Here is a 17,278-nt window from a genome sequence, read left to right on the forward strand (position 1 = left end):
CCCCTATGCTATCTTTAATTTATCTATTTTTTTTAGAATATAGCAGCCTTCAATGATGCTTATTATAAAAAGTAACCTATCAACTACACGTTGTCCCATTCCCTGAGTATCTAATGAAATCATAATAATTAAAATAGCTATACCTGTTAATAGTATTAGCATAGCTCCCCAAAACATATTTCCATAAGTTTCGAGTAATTCGCTCTTACCTTTCACATCTGCAATAATAAGAGGCAGTATTATAGCTCCACCTGATCCTATTCTACTAATATAATGTACCATTATTTTAATTATATTTACTTCTTCAATTCCGCCTATTAAAATCGCAAATATAATAGAAATTGCCATATACATTAGATAATACATACCATAAATTAAAAATAAATTACTTATTTTTTTCCTATTACTTATAGGTGTTATATTTATTCTTATGGCCTTATATGAAAATATTTTCAAGTAATTTGTAAAAAGTATGATCCCCAGTACTATGGGCATAATTTCTTCCAATAAACCAGTAATAATATGAATTGGATAAATTAAGTTGTTTGCAACTGAACTTCCTGTTAAAGCTAAATAAACTTCATCTTTAATACCTACTAATCCATTTAAATATGCAATGTAAAGTATCCCATAGCAAATTCCATAGATTGCAATAGCAATTAACATCCCCTTGTTATATCCACTTAAAATTAAAGATTTTTTAAACCCCATTTTCATTTACTCTTCCTCCATTAATTCAATAATTTTTAAAGCTCTTTTCTTTGATATGCCTATAGATTTCATATCTTTAAGAAATTTTTTTGCTATTTCTTTTCCCATTTTATCCTGAAGATCATCTGAATTCGCTTTTTCTTCGGATACAAAGGAACCCATTCCTCTTTTAGTATAAGTTACTCCCAACCTTTCAAGCTCTCCATAAGCTCTCTGAAGAGTATTAGGATTGACTCCCAATGATGCTGACATTTCTCTAACTGAAGGTAGCTTATCTCCAGGCTTCAATTCTCCAGTTGCAATGGATTTCTTTATTAACTCAATTATTTGAAAGTATATGGGTTCATTATTATTAAATTCAAAATTATTTATGTTCAAAGTTACTTCTTCACCTCCACCGTACTACTGTATTACTTAAATAGTACAGTAGTATTTTATGAAAGTCAAGGATAATTTTCCATTTAAATTCAACCACCTAGTTTTATTTATAAATATGGTATATACTAATAATAAATTTCTAATTGTTGTAAAAATGTAGATATATTTGAAAATAGAACGGAGGAATAATTTTGAGTACTCAAATTATAATTGTTTTAGTTTTAAATTTTATAATTTCCATAATCGGAACATTAGCTTATTCTGTGAGACTTGTAGGTGTTAGAACAGGTAAAATAGCAATAACCTTTGCTGTATTTAATGTATTATCTTTAGTATCAAGAACAGCCTTAACTTTTCAAGCCCCTCTGTTAACAAAGTTTGTTGAGAATAGTACAGGGGGAAGTGATGTATTAAACCTTTTTAATTTAATCATTATAGTTTCTGGTATAGCTACCCTAGTAGGTGCATTTCTAATTCCTACTTTTCAGAAATTATTTTATAAAGGGGTTATCCGTTTTTCAATTGATAAATCTATACCCAAGCTGATTATGCACAGTTTTTCAAAGGCAGGTGTCCATTATATGAGAGACTGCATTTCAATTCCAGTGAAAGAAAGTGTAACTAAAATTAATTTTAAAAAGTTACCTTTAAAAATAATAATTTATAATATAATTGCAGTTGCAATATTAACTGTAGGATCGTTAGCACCAATTTATGCTGGTACCATAGTTCCTGATTTAAGGGCAACTTGTATAACCCTATCCTCAGTGATAAATGGATTTGCTACAATCCTAATGTCTATTTTTATAGATCCACAACTATCCATTATGACTGATGATGTTATAGATGGTAAGTGCCCTGAAGAAGATTTCCGTAGCTGTGTTATTGCCATGATAGGAAGTAAAACTATAGGAACCTTTGCTGCTCTTCCACTACTTATCCCAGCTTCTTATATAATAGTATTAGTAGCTAAAATTCTTTAATATAATGAGAGGTGTTCAATTTGTATAAAATATATGAAACCGAAAGACTTATTTTAAAGGTTATAGATGAATCCTATGCTAACCTGGTACTAGATTATTTCAATCGTAATAGGGAACATTTAAAGAAATTTGATCCGCTGAGAAATGAAAGCTTTTATACCATAGAAAATCGAAAAAAAGCCTTAACACAAGAATTAATTGATATAGATAATGGAACTCAATTAAGACTTTGGATATTTAAAAAGGATGATACAAATTTTAGAAATATCATAGGTACTATATGCTTTAATCATATAATAAGAGGTTACTTTCAATCTTGTCATGTAGGTTATAGCATTGATTATAAAGAAATCAATAAGGGGTACATTACAGAGGTACTAAAAAAAGGAATAGAAATTATGTTTAATGAGTATAACCTCCATAGAATCGAGGCTACCGTTATGCCTAATAATTATTCTTCTTTAAATGTACTAAATAAGCTTAAATTTCAAGATGAAGGTTTATCTAAAAAATATCAAAAAATTAATGGAAAGTGGGAGGACCATGTACATATGGCCTTACTAAATCCTTTCATTGAATAATCGCTTATACTTTTAACTAGACCTTCTAGTAAAATTTAATTTACAATATAAAAGTAGCTAGGCTTGTATCAATACAAACCTAGCTACTTTACATTTTTAGAGAGTCTATTTCACTATTTTGTACCATAAGATATAAGGGTACATGGTGTTTGAATAATATAGGCACTATCTTTATTTCTCATAACATATTCACCTATTTTTGACTCACCATTTAAGTACATTTTAGCTTCCTGCTCACTTAAACCTCTATTTATAAGAGAATTTATATAGTCAACTTTTTCATTCTCCGATAGTTGTTTATTCCAATTCCAAGCCGTAGTAATTGCATCAAACTGCTTAGCATGTTCTTCTTTATTACCATGGGGATTAATAAATTTAACCCTATCATTCATTCGCACACCAACATTGTGTAACCCTAACTCTTGCATAATTTCAGGAATTTTAACACCAACTCTATAGTCTCTACCTCCATTTTCTAATTCTTTCTTATACATTTTTCGATGTAAAGGTATCATTCCAAGTTCAATGTAATCTAATCCACTAAAATATTGACCTGTCTTTTCTATTTCTAGATCTGCCTCCATACAAACAACTAAACCACCACTTACAACTGATTGTATCATTTTTTCAAGAATATTCTTTGTATTTGGAATATGTCTTAAGACTGCTTGCGATATAGCTATGTCATAATCTTCAGTTGGTGTATACTCATTCAAATCCGCCTTTATAAATTTTGTTATATAACCTGAATTTGCAAAAATGTTTTTTGCATCATCTAAGAGTGTATCACTAATATCAATACCTGTATATGTACTTCCTTTAGGTAATATGGGCAATAATAGTAATCCAACATATCCAAAGCCACAACCAAAATCAATGATATTTACAGGCTTACTAATTTTCCAAACCTTCTCTACAAGGAATTCTATATAATCATCATTGCACCAGCCAGTACGTATGGCTTTTAAAAAATCCAATCTTCCATTCCAATATAACTCATTCATAATTTTTCCCCTTTAATAAAATTATGGTAATATTACCTGTTCTGTCTACTCAACAAGCTCCTCAAATTATTTTTTTTTAAAAGATTTTTTATTCCATATAATTAAAATTTATTATTTATATGGTAGCATTTTCTATTATAAATATCTATACATTAAAAAGAAACTACTTCAAAATCTATTTATTTTGAAGTAGTTTCACTATATTAATATGCTTTAAAATTTATACTTTTTACTAATTTCCTTTAATCATTTTTTTACTTCCGAAATATGTTGCTAAGAAGTAACCACCATAAACAATAACTAGTACAAAGGCTGCAATAAATACATGCTCTACCATACTTGCTCCTCCCCATATTGCTACTATATCGGAAGCTAGTTTTAGTCCTACTATGGAATGAATTATAGCTAAGGATAGAGGCGTCATAAAATAAATTGCTACTTGAGTCAATATAGAGTGATTTATCATAGCTTCCTCTACTCCAACCTTTCTTAAAAGGTTATATCTTTCTGTATTATCTGCAGATTCTGATAGCTGTTGAAGTGCTAATACTGCTGCTGATGTGATTAGGAATATGATTCCCATGTATATTGCTAGATATGAAGCTAAAGCTCCTAGTCCAGTAGACTGTTCTATTATTTCATTCCTGATTAAATAATAAGTCTGTAGATTTCCATCTGCATAGTTCCCTCTAATATTCTCTTCTAAGTCTTTTATTATTTCACTTCCATCATCACTAAAGTTTATATTTAAATTACCCATAATAGGTGTTAGATTTTCTACTAGTGAGTCCTCTACTAAAAATGTACAAATATTATGCTTCATCATAGAAGAGTAAATTACTACATCTAAAGCCTTTCCATTGTAAGGTCTAAGTTTGTTGCTGCCTATACTGATTTCTCTGCCATTATCTAAAGCTTCTTGTAGATTTTTAGTCATATCACTTATATCACCAAAAACTGCATACTCTCCAGCTTTAAGACTTATTTCTTCTTTATTTAGCATTTTCATTAGCTTATTGAAATCAGATACTTTCATGACATTAATGTTTAAATTCTTAGATACAGGATAATAATTGTCTCCATTCTTTAATCCATTTTTACTTAAAAAATCTTTATAGCTAACTCCACTATCATAATACTTAAAACTTACATAGTTATCTTCATATTTTGATACATCTACATTGTGCTCCTTTAACACTGCTTCTATATCTGCTCCTCCATTATCCCAAAAGCTCATATCGAACTGTGTTAGATCTTTAATCTTAGCATTCATAGCTGTACTTATTCCAAGTCCTCCTGAAAGAGTACAAATAGCTACAAATAGCATTAGACATATAAAGGTCATAGATATAAATGTGGTATTAATCTTGCTGTTAATTTGTCTTAATACAAACATATTTAAATTTCTTAAATATATCTTCTTACTACTTTGAACAACCTTAAGTAAAAATCCTGCAAGGGAGAAGAAAAACAGGAATGTTCCCACAGCTCCAAGTCCAATAGCTATTAATAGATTTTTATCAAAAGTAGATATTCCATTTTTAAGCACTATGTAATATGCATAACCTATAGTTACTACACTAATTATGAATATCACCACAGAAGTCCATACATTTTTAATCTTCACTTTTTCATTAACCTTAGCAGAAGTCAATAAATTTATTAGCCTTACCTTTCTTACAGTAATAGAGTTAACGATAAGAATTATAAAATATATAGCTCCAAAGCAAATAATAGTTTTTATAAATGCATCCATAGAAAATATAAATTTAAAAGTAGTTAAGTCTACTTTGAAAAGTTTTGCCGTAACAACAGATAGTCCTTGTGATAAAAATATTCCTAATATAAGACCTAATCCCAGAGAAACTACTCCTATCATCATAGTTTCTATAAATAATAAAGAGGATAACTTAGAGTTTTCCATACCTAAAGTCATATAAACTCCAAACTCTTTTTTTCTTCTTTTAATTAAATAACTGTTAGCATAGACTATCAAAAATCCTAATATGAAGGAAATAAATATAGATGCTACTCCCATAATGTTGCTTATTAGATGAAACATATTTTTATGCATTTCACTAACTTCCATTAAAATGCTTTGAGCTTCAATGGAGTTAAAGGTGTAAAATATACATACACCAAATACTAATGTTAAGAAGTAAATAGTATAATCCTTAAAACTTCTTTTTAAATTTCTAGCAGCTAATTTAAAATACATCTCTTTGGTCACCTCCAAGTAGAGTTACCACTTCAATGATCTTATTAAAGAATTCCTTCCTTGAATCCTTTCCTCTAATTAATTCATTAAATATCTTTCCGTCCTTAATAAATAAAATTCTATTTGCATAACTAGCTGTAAAGGCATCATGGGTTACCATCATTATAGTAGCTCTTAATTTACAATTTAAATCTTCTAAACTCTCTAGTAACATCTTTGCAGATTTTGAATCTAAAGCACCTGTAGGTTCATCTGCAAGTACTAAAGATGGCTTTGTTATAATGGCTCTAGCTGATGCCACTCTTTGTTTTTGACCACCTGACATTTGGTAAGGATACTTGTTTAAAACTTCTTCTATATTTAAGCTCTTAGCAACTTCTTCAACCCTACTATTAATTTCTTTGTGATTTACCTTTCCAATAGTTAGTGCTAGTGCAATATTTTCATAGGCAGTTAAGGTATCTAAAAGATTAAAATCTTGAAATATAAACCCTAAATTTTCTCTTCTAAATTTAGCTAATCCCTTAGAATTTATTGAAGTTACATCCTTTCCTTCAATATGAATATGACCACTAGTTACCTTATCTATGGTAGATATGCAGTTTAATAAGGTTGTTTTCCCACTACCAGAAGCCCCCATTATTCCTATGAATTCTCCTTCTTCTACAGAAAAACTAATGTTATTTATAGCCTTAGTTATATTTCCATTACTTCCATAATACTTTTCTATATTACTTACTTTTAATACTTCTTTATTCATTTTCTTTCCTCCTGTTCTCTATACCTATATATTACATGTATAGAAAATCTCCATCCATAGAAAAACCTAACAGAAAACTTACATTTTTGTTAGGTTAACTTTTTAATATGAACATTTTATTTATAGGAAACAAAATGGATACTGTAGTACCTTCACCAACCTTAGACCTTATCTTTATACCAAGTCCTAGCTTTTCACAAAGATTTTTGCAAAGGTATAATCCTATTCCTGTGGATTTTCCAAAGATTCTTCCGTTTTCTCCGGTATACCCTTTTTCAAATACTTTACCTATGGAGCTTTCACCAATGCCTATACCATTGTCTTCTATATTTAAAATAATGTCTCCTGCTTTTTCTATGCAGTATATTTTAATAGTATCTTGTTTTTTATTTCCTTTACTTGATGACTTCTCCCTACTACTCTTAGGAAATTTCATATATTTAATTGAATTTGATATGATCTGATTTAATATAAATTCTACCCATTTACTATCTGCATAGACTGTTTTATCTACATTATCCATTTCAATTTTAATTCCTTTTTCAATAAGGATTCTCGCATTTCTTTTTATAGTTGTGCTAATAGAGTTTTTAAGATTAATCTCTCTAATCATATAATCCTTCTCTATATTATTACTTCTAGTATAAAAAAGAGCTTGCTCTATATAATTTTCTACCTTATCTAAATCCTCTTCTATACTCTGAGTCACAGAGGATGGATTATTTTCTATTGTCAATCTACTGGATGCTATAGGTGTTTTAATTTCGTGAACCCATAGCTCTATATAATCCTTGTATTCACTATTTTTAATATTCAAAGCAGATATTTCATCATTCATGGCTTTATCTGTCTCTTGAATTACTTCATATAAAATTCTTCCTTCTAAGAAATTTGGCTCTCCTATTATTTCAGATATAAGATATTTCTTATCTAAATTATTTAACCCTTGTAAAAGATTATTATAATATTTTCTTTTATTAAAATAATCATATATATAAAACAAGGATGCTCCTATAAAGTTTAAAACTCCAACAAAAATAATAGCATAACTATCTACCTTTAGTGCTTTTAACAAGATTCCTGTGAATAGAAGAGTTATTAAGTTTATAACTAAAAAAATCATCTTTTCTTTTATATATTCTCTAAACTTCATAAAACTGTCCTTCCTTTAGCTTTAATTCATCCTAATATTTTAAGCTAAAATATATCCCTGCCCTCTTTTAGTTTGTAAATAGCCAACAGCTCCTATTTCCTCTATTTTTTTTCTTAATCTATTTATGTTTACAGTTAGGGTATTGTCATCTACAAACTCATCAGATTGCCATAGACATTTCATAAGTTCATCTCTAGAAACTATTTTTTCCTTACTTTTAATTAATGTATATAGAATTTTACTTTCATTTTTAGTTAATTCTTGTTTTTCATCATTAAACTCTATTTCACTAGTAGAAAGATTATATTTAAGTCCTCTACAAGTAAAAATCTCCATATCATTACTGCTATAGGTTCTTCTAATAATTGATGCAATTCTAGCTAAAAGTATTTGAGTATTATAGGGTTTAGTAATGAAATCATCAGCCCCTAGATTCATACTCATTAATTCATCCATATCACTATCTCTGCTAGTTACAACAATAATAGGCACACTAGAAGTTTTTCTTATTTCTCTGCAAATGTAGTATCCATCATAATAAGGTAAATTAATATCTAATAATACTAAATTAGGCTCTGCTTCTAAAGCCTCTTCTACTATATCTTCAAAATTATCAGAAGTCACAATGTCATATCCATATCTACTTAAAAAAGTGCCTAGCTCTCTTCTAATCTTTTCTTCATCTTCGATAATGAAAATTTTTTCTTTCATAAGTTAATCACCTCTTCTATGATTATATCTAATTTGGTGTATTTTAACAAAACTTATTGTGCTTTTATCTTTTTTTAAGGATTTTTTGATTTATTCTAATCTGTCCATACTCTCTTAATATCTATAATACTATTTATATCATTACTTTTAAATCTCAATAAATATACATCAGGATTACTTAAGTTTTTCCAAAAATCAAAACCTGAAACTTTATTAAAGTACCTCATTATCAAGGAAAATAACTCTCCATGGGTCACTATTGCTACATTTTCCTCTTCTAGTTTTAAAATATCAGTTAAAGCTTCGGTGGCTCTTTTAGTAGCTTGATTTGAAGATTCTCCTCCATGAAAGGTTATATCCATATCTTCATAGGCTGCTAATAAATAGGGGGTATAATCCTCTACTACATAAGGTAGTAATAATTTTTCTCTTACCCTTTCATCAATATTTATTTTTAAATCTAAGTGTTCTGCAAAGGGTGTTATTGTCTTTATAGCCCTTACATAGGGACTAGATACTATATAATTAATATTATATTTTAATAAATAATTCTTTAATTCTATTGCTTGACCAATGCCGACCTCTGTTAACTCTGCCTCAGCCGGCTGTCCAAATGCCTTACAATGTCTAATTAGATAAATGTTCTTCATGCTATCACTCCTATATTGTCATTTAAAATTCCTTATTTTCGTCTATTAAAATTTGAATTTGTCCTAAAGCTTTTTCTTCTTTATCTATTCCGCATCTTGTCATTATGTATATCTCATAAAAAGTTCCACTAACTATTATATTATTTTTTTCAATATACTCAACTAACTTTCTGTAATATTTGCTTGTATCTTTATAATCATCATCAAAATTTATTGTAATATAATTTCCAGACTTTAATGTAATTACTTTTTTCTCATCTATGTCCATATTTTCATTTATACTTATCATCAAATTATTGTATGTTAACTTTTCTTGATTTTTAAAATCTACATAGGATGTTGGAAAAACTAGTTCTTTATTAGTACTTCCATATTTTTTTTCTATATATCCTAAGGTTTTAGATAGGTTTATTTCAAATTCTTCTGTATATCTATGTGTATTACTATATTTTATAAATTTTCTTTCACCACAGTATTTTATAAAAGGCTCATCTACCCCCTCTTTTAATACTGTTTGAATTCTATCCTCTAAAAAACATATATTATTTTTTATGTTATCCAACTCTTTTATCTTCTCTTCTACTATTTCTTTTTGCTTTGTTATTATATCTAAAATAGAGTTAATAGAAGTATAATTATTTACTAGTATCTTTATTTCATCTAGAGATAACCCCATTGCTTTACATTGTTTTATCAAATCTAAAATTATAAAGTGTTTTACTGAATAATATCTATATTTGCTCTTTTCATTTACATATACAGGCTTTAGTAAGCCAATTTTGTCATAGTGCCTCAATGTTTGTATAGAAATATTATGAAGTTTAGATACTTCACCAATTGAAAATCTTGTATCCATATACTATCACCTCCATACTATTATATCCTAAATTTCCAAAATAGGCTGTCCAAAAACATTTAAATTTTGGACAGCCTTACTATGCTAAATTCTATACACTTAATACTTCTTTGGTAGAAACTCTTATATTTGCCATTATACTTATAGTTATAAATGTAAGGCTTTCTGACAATATTGTACCTGCCCAGATTCCATTTGCTCCAAATATTTTATAGAGTATCATTAATGAAATCGGTAAGTATATAACAGACCTTAAAAGACAACTTAAATTTGAATACTTTGGTGTTTCTAAAGCTTGAAAATAAACTAATGTATTTAAATTTATTCCAACTACGAAATAACTTATACTTGCTATTCTAAGTGCTATGTATGCAAGGTTTGCAATGACAGGATCTGCCGTGAATATACCTATGAGTGTTGGCCCAAACACAAAACATACTACAACAGAAAATCCACTTATCAATGTGGAGAATATACATGTTACTTTAAAGAATCCTAACATCTTTTCCCCATCTTTTTTACCAAAATTATAACTGATAAGAGGTTGTACCCCTAAAGTTAATCCATAAAGAACCATATATATATTTGTTGTTATATAGTTAATTATACTATAAGCTGAAATTCCCATTTCTCCAATGAAATTAACTAAAACAATATTATGTATTAACACCATTATTGAATAACTCCCTTGGGCGAAAAACGATGGGAATCCTATTAAGCAGAACTCTTTTAAATCACTTTTATTTATTCTTACATTCCCAAAGGTTAAGTAACCTTTCTTCATAATAAAATGTGGCAATAATACAGATACTGTGACAATTTGACCAAGTCCTGTAGCTATTGCAGCTCCCTTTATACCTAATCCAAACTTAAATATAAATACATAGTCTAGTACAATATTAGTTATTGCTCCTGCAATTGTTGATATCATTGCAAGTTTTGGTCTTCCATCATTTCTAACAAAACTACTTAGTACTATCCCTATTAAGTTAGGTATACAAAAGATTGCATAAAATCTTAGATATTCTACAGCTAACCCTTTTAAATTTGATGTTGCTCCTAACATAGTTACTATTTGTTCTGTGAATATAATACATATAATACTTATAATACCACTAGCTATTAAAAGAAACTTAAATACTTGTCTAAAAATGCTTACTGCTCTATCTATATTCTTTGCACCTATGTTTTTAGATACTAAAGCTCCTCCACCTATTGCAAACATTGAAGCCAGTCCAAATAACATCACTGTAAACGGAAGTACAATATTTACTGCTGCTAATGCTAAATCACCCACACCTTGTCCTACAAATATTCCATCTACTACTGTATATAAAGATGATATAAACATGGCAAGTGCAGAAGGTACTGCATACTTAAAAAACTCTTTTAACATATTATCTTTTTCCATACTTTATTCTCCTTCGTTTTTTATCCTACCTTATACATAATAAAGTCTATCCTTAGTATAGAGTCAATAGTTTTTTCAAATATATCCATAAATTTATATACTTATTTTCCCTATAAATCATAAAGCTGTTTTAGCATTAACTAAAAAAATTAGTTCTGAAACAGCCCCATTAAACATCCAACAAAATAGATTAGAAAATTTAATTTTCTAATCTATATCCTACCTTAAAAATAGTTTTTATAGAGTTCTTTAAATCAAGTTTATCTTATCTAAATCCTTACTATTAGCCTTATAACTTAAAGCTTCACAAGCATTTATAACACATTCCTCTATATTCAGTTCATCTAAAGATATTTTTTCTTCTCTAAGTAATATTAATTTTAATTATGTATCTTTATTTCATTGTAACATTCTTATTTTTTCATTTCTATGTACTCTTCTAGAGTAATTTTATTTTTCATTATTTCCTCTGCTACTTTTTTTCCTACATATCTTAAATGCCACGGTTCATAATTATAGCCTGTGATATTCTCCTTACCTTTAGGATATCTTATAATAAATCCATATTTACTACAGTTTTTCTCTATCCACCTATAGGCATCAGTGTTCTTAAATCCATCATCTAATACCTGATAGTCCTCTGAAAGTATATCCATTGCTAATCCTGTTTGATGTTCACTAGTACCAGGCTTTGCAGTATACTTATCTGCATATGCTTTTCCTGAACTCATAACTGCATTATCATAGAGTTTTTTCTGATAATTATAATCTCTATAACCAGATACTCCAAGTAGATTTATCCCTTCATCCTTGACATCCTGAAAAAGATTTTCTAATGCTCTTGCTGCAACTGCTTCTAACTTATTAACATTAGGATCACCATTACCTATAAATTTAGTATTAGGTTTAACTAAATTTTTAGGTACAAAATTCTTATCTAAAGGGTTATCTCTATTTACCATTAGAATCTCTTTATCCTCTAAAACTTTTTCTTTATTTTCAACTTTTGATAAGTTATATTTTTCCATATTTTTTTCCACTAATAATTTGATACCTTTTTCACTTAAACTTATACCAACTATAAATATTATAAGTATTATACTAAACCTTGCTTTATTTTTAATTTTCTTTTTACTCTTTCTTTTTTTCATTTGTACCCTCCTCCTTTTCTTATATTAAATATACAAAGGAGATTTCTCATCATCTCTATATTTTTGTTTCAAAGTTGTAAAATGCAGCTTTTACTGAATGTATTCTTCATTTGATTATATAAAAGTTATACTTGTATTATTTCTAATGTACTACAGTGTTATTATTTTTCCCAAATAAGCATATAACTGAGTAAATTTCACAATTGTAAATTTACTTTTTAAAATTTTTTAGGAAAACAAACTTAATTTTCATATAGTAAAGCTAGGCATATATTTGACAGTGGATTATAGGTATCAGTATTGCCCTTTTATAATAAAAACAACACTTTAGTATTATAAAAACTTCCTAATACCAAAGTGTTGTTTAATTAAAATATATAATTTTTAAATTTCATCCTCTAACATGGATAAAAGCTGATCAAACCTATTAATTGTATCTTCTAATGGTTTTGGTGTAGTCATGTCTACCCCAGCTTTTTTTAGTATTTCAATTGGATAGTCGCTACACCCAGCTTTTAAGAAGCTCTTATATTTCTCTACTGCTCCTTCCCCTTCATTAAGAATTTTTTCATAGAAGGAGTTAGCAGCTGCAAAGCCTGTTACATATTGATATACATAAAAATCTCTATAGAAGTGAGGAATTCTTGCCCATTCAATGTCTATTTCACTATCTACTACCATAGCTTCTCCAAAGTAGTTAACATTTAAGTCATGATAGATTTGACATAAATCATCACTAGATAAAGCCTCACCCTGCTCCATCTTTTCATGGACTATCATTTCAAACTCTGCAAACATAGTCTGTCTGAATACAGTAGTTCTAATTCCTTCAAGTTGTTGATTTATTAAATATAATCTTTTAGCTTTATCTTCTTCATTTTTTATTAAATAGTCTATTAATAAACACTCATTAGTAGTAGATGCCACCTCAGCACAGAATAACTCATAATCTGCATAGGTATATGGTTGATTGTTTCTTGAATAATGTGAATGTATACTATGACCCATTTCATGGATTAAAGTAGATACATCATTCACTTGATTTTTATAGTTTAATAAGATATATGGCATAGAAGTATAACTTCCACTAGAGTAGGCTCCTCCTCTTTTTCCCTTATTCTCATATACATCAATCCAACCTTCTTTAACACCTTTATCAAAGATATCTATATACTCTTTTCCCATTGGCTTTAGAGCCTTTTCACAAAGAGCTACTCCTTCTTCAAACGTTATATTAAACTTTGGTGCATCAATAATTGGAACATATAGGTCATACATATGAATTTCATCTAAGTTAAGTAATTTCTTTTTTAACTCTACATATCTATGAAGAGAGTCTATTCTTTTATTAACTGTATTAACTACATTTTTATATACTTCTACAGGAATTTTATTAGGTTTCAAAGATGCTTCAAGACAAGAGTTGTATTTTCTAATTTTACTTTCAAAAATAAAGTTCTTTACAGCGGCAGTATAAGAAGTTGATACTGTATTTTCATACTTCTTATAGGTATTAAACAGTGCCTCAAAGGCTTCTTTTCTGACTTTTCTGTCTTTACTTGTTATAAATACTGAATAATTTGAAGCAGTAAGTTCTACTTCATTTCCATCTTCATCTTTTATTTTTGGGAAGGTTATATCAGCATTAGTAAGCATAGTGAATATGTTGCTTGGTGCACTTAGACAATCACTAACATTTGCTAATATATTTTCTTCTGCTTCACTTAAAATATGAGGTTTTCCTTCAAAAATATTAGTAATATATCTTTCATAATGTTTTAAGCCAGCAGTATTTTCTATAAGTTTCTTAACTTCTTCAACTTCCATGGATAAAAGTTCTGGTAGGAAAAATGAAACTATTCCACTGAGTTCAGCTCCAAAAGTAGATATTTTATCCATCATAACTTGATATTTAGAGTTAGATTTATCTTCATCACTTCTTAAGTGAGCATATACTACTAAATCCTCATATAGGCTCCCTAATTCTTCATATTGATGTAAATAATCTAAAAGTTTAGGTCCCACATTAAGCTGACCCTTAAATCCCAAAAGACTCGGAGCCTTTTCCTTTAAATTTTTAAAATCTTCTTCCCACTTTTCATCAGTAGCATACATTTTATCTACTTTCCACTTATATTTTTCTTCTACTTCATCTCTTGTCTTTACTTTTTCTAATGTTGCCATATTGCACCTCCATATTGTTATTTAATAATGAATTTAATTATTTATAAACAGAATTCTTAGAAATCGTTATCCAGGGACGCAACAGCTCTTTACTCCCACTTTGAAGAAGGTGGGAGCATTAGCGCTGGTAGTCATCGGATTAACAGAGTTCTTAGCTTCTGCGAAGCTTTAGAAATCGTTATCCAGAGACGTAGCAGCTCTTCACTCCCACTTTGAAGAAGATGGGAGTATTAGAGCTGGTAGTCATAGGATAAAATTTTTCCTAAATACCATTATACCCTAATATACATTTTTGTAAAATATCTACTTATTTTTATAGAAGCTTCTAGTATTTTCAATAACAGCAACCCTAATTCTCTCCTTTATGTATGGATTCTTATATACATGATCAGAGTTAAACTTGCAGCTATTCATTAAAGAAATAAAAGTAATTCTTCTATTCCCTTTATTTAATCTAGCTATAGCTCTATCTACTTTTTTATTTATAGCTTGAATTTCCTTTTCAAACTTTATTTTCTCTAAAATATATCCTCTTAATTCAGGATACTTAAAAACAGTTATGTTAGTAATATCCGCTACCTTTACTACACTAGCAAAAACTAATCTATCTTCTTTAAAAATGATAGTTCTAATTGCTTCATCTATGTCTGACTTATACTCATTTAATTTTTCTAAATTTTCCACATCATTATAAAACTCATTATCTTTAGTTATATAGTTTTCCATTTTAAGCTCCTTTTTAATCGTCCTATGTATTTGCCTTTTTAACTTGTTATACTAATAAAATGAGCTAACAATATAGCTATTGCGCTTCATATATTAGCATGTTTTTACTCCTCTATTTAAATGGCAAACCCCCGAAACCCGCATGAACAGAACAACTATTTAAATAGTTATATATTTATATAGTTTTCTATATAAATAGGTATAATTTTAAATAGCTTCATATTTAAACAGTTTAAATTAAAAAACTAAATATTTATGTACGTAAAATATTTAGCTCAAGGGATTTTCTTCGCAAAAATTATATATTTAACTATGACAATAGTTTCCCCTAAATTATCATTACTAATAACCATTATAACTTATTTTATTAATACTTTAAAACCTAAAGTTCATTATAAATTTAACATAAAAGGATATCTTAAGCCTATTAACTTTAATAGCCTTAAGATATCCTTTTTATATTATTCTTTTAAGCTTTTCTTTTTTAAGTTTCTTTCATATATGATGGAAGTTATTACTGAACTAATGAGAATCAACGCTGATATTATAATCAAGCCTCTATTATTATCTATAGGACATACTCCTGAAGGTATCATAGCTCTTTCCTTATAGATTTGATAATAACCTATAATCCCTAAAATTATTCCTATATAAAATAGAAAATTAGAAAACTTATTTAAACTAAATTTTATTTTATTCATCTTGCTTTCTCCTTATTTTTATTAAAGTCTTACTTGCAAGGTAAATTTTTTTCTCCCCACAAAATCATTTGCTCAATAGCTGGAAGTAGGGCTTTTCCCTTAGGTGTAAGATAATAAATTGACTCTACTTGATTGTTGTTTATCTCTTTTTCATTATCTATGATTTCACTATTTATAAGAATTTCTAACTGCTGAGATAGCATTTTCTTACTACATCCCTTCATGCGACGCTTTAATTCTCCAAATCTTTTACTATCTTTCCTTAGTGACCAAATTATATTAGCTACCCATTTCTTTCCTAAAATATTGGCTAAAGCTTCTACCGGGCAGTGATATTCTTCATTATTTGCTACAAACATAACTTCTCTCCTTTAGTATATACCTCTATGAAATACTGTCATATAATTAAGTCAGTATACGCTATTAAGTATCTATTATACCTGTATTATTTTTCTTTAGCTACCCTTAATAAATTTTTTCACTAATTGTTAATAGTATTGTCTATTTCTTAATTCTCCCTATCATTTCATCTAAAAATTCTTCATTCACTACCCCAACTCTATCTATTTCAATAAATCCATCCTTATCAATAAAAACAGTTCTTGGTATACCTGAAATATTATATTTCATAGCAGCATCTAAGTCCTTATCATATAAGGTAATCATATCATATCCATTATCTTCCATAAACTTTTTAGCACTTTCTACAGTTTCTCTTTGTCCATCTGTCATATTTATCATTAAAATCTTGACATCTTCTCCATATTTATCATATGCTTTCTTGAAGTGAGGCATTTCACTCTGGCAAGGTCCACACCAACTAGCCCAAAAATTTAACACTATAGGTATTCCCTTATAATCTGATAGTTTAACTACTTTTCCTTCTTCATCATATACTGTAAAATCTGTAGCCTCCACCTTTGTATCTTCCGCACTACCATCCTCACCTTGGTTAAGATTATCACTTATTTCTTTGTTGTCATTTGTTTTATTTTTTTCATATCTAGATGATAGTTCATTATATCCTAGATAAACCACTATAAAAAATATAATGAAGCCTATTATCCATATAATTATGTTTTTATTTTTCATAATTACCT

General features: G+C 28.4%; 18 protein-coding genes. 2 read left to right on the forward strand and 16 right to left on the reverse strand.

What is annotated here, in order from left to right; translation table 11 throughout:
• Positions 1–3: 3 nt before the first annotated feature.
• Both ABDZ93_RS05275 and ABDZ93_RS05280 read right to left on the reverse strand, forming a co-directional pair.
• On the reverse strand, positions 4–717 hold the full coding sequence (locus ABDZ93_RS05275) for a hypothetical protein (RefSeq protein ID WP_343824288.1): 714 nt from the start codon (positions 715–717) through the stop codon (positions 4–6).
• The gene (locus tag ABDZ93_RS05280; protein ID WP_343824290.1) at positions 718–1,089 is read right to left on the reverse strand and encodes a GntR family transcriptional regulator; all 372 of its coding nucleotides are present in this window, start codon (positions 1,087–1,089) and stop codon (positions 718–720) included.
• 191 nt (positions 1,090–1,280) lie between these two features.
• Here ABDZ93_RS05280 and ABDZ93_RS05285 point away from each other — a divergent pair, with 191 nt between their 5' ends.
• Together ABDZ93_RS05285 and ABDZ93_RS05290 are read left to right on the forward strand one after the other, a co-directional pair.
• Positions 1,281–2,072: a lipid II flippase Amj family protein gene (locus ABDZ93_RS05285; RefSeq protein WP_343824292.1), complete on the forward strand. Its 792-nt coding sequence runs from the start codon at positions 1,281–1,283 to the stop codon at positions 2,070–2,072.
• A gap of 11 nt (positions 2,073–2,083) precedes the next feature.
• Entirely contained in the window at positions 2,084–2,653 is a 570-nt protein-coding gene (locus ABDZ93_RS05290) for a GNAT family N-acetyltransferase (RefSeq protein ID WP_343824293.1), read from the forward strand.
• Between the two features lie 113 nt (positions 2,654–2,766).
• Here the strand turns inward: ABDZ93_RS05290 and ABDZ93_RS05295 are convergent, their stop codons facing one another.
• The 14 genes from ABDZ93_RS05295 to ABDZ93_RS05360 form a co-directional block, all read right to left on the reverse strand.
• Positions 2,767–3,657 carry a class I SAM-dependent methyltransferase gene (locus ABDZ93_RS05295; protein WP_343824295.1) on the reverse strand — a complete coding sequence of 297 codons (891 nt, stop codon included), beginning with the start codon at positions 3,655–3,657 and terminating at the stop codon, positions 2,767–2,769.
• Positions 3,658–3,889: 232 nt separating this feature from the next.
• Positions 3,890–5,875 carry an FtsX-like permease family protein gene (locus ABDZ93_RS05300; protein ID WP_343824298.1) on the reverse strand — a complete coding sequence of 662 codons (1,986 nt, stop codon included), beginning with the start codon at positions 5,873–5,875 and terminating at the stop codon, positions 3,890–3,892.
• On the reverse strand, positions 5,865–6,635 hold the full coding sequence (locus tag ABDZ93_RS05305) for an ABC transporter ATP-binding protein (RefSeq protein ID WP_343824300.1): 771 nt from the start codon (positions 6,633–6,635) through the stop codon (positions 5,865–5,867). Before ABDZ93_RS05305 ends, ABDZ93_RS05300 begins: the two co-directional genes overlap by 11 nt.
• A 94-nt stretch (positions 6,636–6,729) precedes the next feature.
• A complete protein-coding gene (locus ABDZ93_RS05310) occupies positions 6,730–7,788 on the reverse strand; it encodes a sensor histidine kinase (RefSeq protein ID WP_343824302.1) in 1,059 nt (352 codons plus the stop codon).
• Positions 7,789–7,827: 39 nt separating this feature from the next.
• On the reverse strand, positions 7,828–8,499 hold the full coding sequence (locus tag ABDZ93_RS05315) for a response regulator transcription factor (protein ID WP_343824304.1): 672 nt from the start codon (positions 8,497–8,499) through the stop codon (positions 7,828–7,830).
• 95 nt (positions 8,500–8,594) lie between these two features.
• Positions 8,595–9,149: a histidine phosphatase family protein gene (locus tag ABDZ93_RS05320; RefSeq protein WP_343824306.1), complete on the reverse strand. Its 555-nt coding sequence runs from the start codon at positions 9,147–9,149 to the stop codon at positions 8,595–8,597.
• A 22-nt stretch (positions 9,150–9,171) separates the two neighbouring features.
• Positions 9,172–10,005 (reverse strand): MerR family transcriptional regulator, encoded by an 834-nt coding sequence (locus ABDZ93_RS05325; protein WP_343824308.1) that lies wholly within the window; start codon positions 10,003–10,005, stop codon positions 9,172–9,174.
• Between the two features lie 91 nt (positions 10,006–10,096).
• Positions 10,097–11,416, reverse strand: coding sequence for an MATE family efflux transporter (locus ABDZ93_RS05330; RefSeq protein ID WP_343824310.1), 1,320 nt, complete (start codon positions 11,414–11,416; stop codon positions 10,097–10,099).
• A gap of 413 nt (positions 11,417–11,829) precedes the next feature.
• A complete protein-coding gene (locus ABDZ93_RS05335) occupies positions 11,830–12,567 on the reverse strand; it encodes a M15 family metallopeptidase (protein ID WP_343824312.1) in 738 nt (245 codons plus the stop codon).
• A gap of 384 nt (positions 12,568–12,951) precedes the next feature.
• Entirely contained in the window at positions 12,952–14,751 is a 1,800-nt protein-coding gene (gene pepF / locus ABDZ93_RS05340; RefSeq protein WP_343824314.1) for an oligoendopeptidase F, read from the reverse strand.
• A 303-nt stretch (positions 14,752–15,054) separates the two neighbouring features.
• Complete coding sequence (locus tag ABDZ93_RS05345; protein WP_343824316.1) at positions 15,055–15,477, reverse strand: hypothetical protein; 423 nt, start codon at positions 15,475–15,477, stop codon at positions 15,055–15,057.
• A 461-nt stretch (positions 15,478–15,938) separates the two neighbouring features.
• Complete coding sequence (locus ABDZ93_RS05350) at positions 15,939–16,178, reverse strand: hypothetical protein (RefSeq protein ID WP_343824318.1); 240 nt, start codon at positions 16,176–16,178, stop codon at positions 15,939–15,941.
• Between the two features lie 29 nt (positions 16,179–16,207).
• A complete protein-coding gene (locus tag ABDZ93_RS05355; RefSeq protein WP_343824320.1) occupies positions 16,208–16,537 on the reverse strand; it encodes a winged helix-turn-helix transcriptional regulator in 330 nt (109 codons plus the stop codon).
• A gap of 142 nt (positions 16,538–16,679) precedes the next feature.
• On the reverse strand, positions 16,680–17,270 hold the full coding sequence (locus tag ABDZ93_RS05360; protein WP_343824322.1) for a TlpA family protein disulfide reductase: 591 nt from the start codon (positions 17,268–17,270) through the stop codon (positions 16,680–16,682).
• Positions 17,271–17,278 lie beyond the last annotated feature (8 nt).

The sequence above is a fragment of the Clostridium subterminale genome, from assembly GCF_039521425.1.
GTDB lineage: Bacteria > Bacillota > Clostridia > Clostridiales > Clostridiaceae > Clostridium_J > Clostridium_J subterminale.